The sequence below is a fragment of the Shewanella sp. 10N.286.51.B7 genome (genome assembly GCF_002873615.1).
GTDB classification, from domain to species: domain Bacteria; phylum Pseudomonadota; class Gammaproteobacteria; order Enterobacterales; family Shewanellaceae; genus Shewanella; species Shewanella electrodiphila.
In genome coordinates this window covers 1-1,680 of sequence record NZ_MCUF01000095.1, presented here as the reverse complement: position 1 = coordinate 1,680, position 1,680 = coordinate 1, and the positions used below count along the sequence as shown (strand labels likewise).

Genomic DNA, 1,680 nt, shown 5'->3' with positions numbered 1-1,680 from the left:
AGTCGATGGCACTGAGCAGAGAGTTACCGTTACCATCAATGGCACCGACGATAAAGCAGTGATCGGTAACATTATTTCCTCTACAGACAACGCCTTTAATTTAACAGCCCCAACACCTGAGGGAGAAACATTCGCTTCTCTCAAAGAAGACTTCAACGTCATACAAGGCGAGTTGCACGCAGAAGGTCAACTATCAATTTCAGATTTAGATAAAGACCAAGCTCACTTCCAAACTGATGTTTTACAAGGTCAGTTCGGCACTCTGTCGATCAATAACCTAGGCAGCTGGACTTATACTGCAGACAATTCACAACAGACTATTCAAGGTCTGAAAACGGGTGAGTCGCTTACTGATACGCTAGTCGTTCACAGCGTCGATGGCACCGAGCAGAAAATTACAGTGACCATTAACGGTACTGAAGATAAGGCGGTTATTGGCGGTATAGCTACAGCCAATCTGACCGAAGATAAAGACCTTCATCAAGGACTGCTGCATGTCGATGGTGCCCTCACTGTTACAGATTTAGATAACGGCCAAGCTCAGTTTTCAGCAGAATCTTTACAAGGTCAGTTCGGTATTCTATCAATCAATGAATTAGGTCACTGGACCTACACCGCTGACAATTCTCAGACAGCGATTCAAGGCCTTAAAACAGGTGAGTCAGTTACTGATACAGTGTTAGTTCATAGCGTTGACGGCACTGAGCAAAAAATCACTGTGACCATTAACGGCACGGATGATAAAGCGGTGATTGCGGGTACAAGTTCAGCACAGTTAACCGAAGACAAAGACGTTCATCAAGGCCAACTTCATGTCGATGGCGCACTCTCTGTTACCGATGTAGATAATGGGCAAAATCAATTTCAGGCCACTGTGCAGCAAGGTCAATTTGGTAGCTTATCCATTAATGATTTAGGTCATTGGACTTACACGGCTGACAATACCCAACAGGCTATTCAAGGGCTGAAAACCGGCGAGTCACTCACCGATACTTTATTAGTTCATTCGGTCGATGGCACAGAACAAAAAATCTCTGTGACCATTAATGGCACTGATGATAAAGCAGTGATTGCTGGAACCAGTACGGCACAATTAACCGAAGATAAAGACGTCCATCAAGGACAACTTCATGTCGATGGCGCATTAACCGTTACTGATGTTGATAACGGACAAAACCAATTTCAAGCCACTGTGCAACAAGGTCAATTTGGTGCGCTTTCTTTGAACGAACTAGGTCATTGGACCTACACAGCTGATAACTCTCAATCTGCCATCCAAGGGCTGAAAACGGGCGAGTCGCTTACTGATACGCTAGTCGTTCACAGCGTCGATGGCACCGAGAAAAAAGTCACTGTGACCATCAACGGCACTGATGATAAAGCGGTTATTGGCGGTACTTCAACCGCTTCATTGACCGAAGATAAAGACGTCCATCAAGGACAACTTCATGTCGATGGCGCATTAACCGTTACTGATGTTGATAATGGTCAAAACCAATTCCAGGCCACTGTGCAGCAAGGTCAATTTGGTTCGCTTTCTTTGAACGAACTAGGTCATTGGACCTATACTGCTGACAATTCTCAATCTGCCATCCAAGGGCTGAAAACGGGCGAATCACTCACCGATACTTTAATCGTTCACAGCGTTGATGGAACCGAACAAAAAGTTACAGTAACCAT

General features: G+C 44.9%; 1 protein-coding gene. It reads left to right on the top strand.

The annotated features are described in order from the left end of the window. Positions 1-1,680, top strand: a 1,680-nt coding sequence (locus BCU84_RS20765; protein WP_198589628.1) for a VCBS domain-containing protein, incomplete at both ends; no start/stop codon positions are given.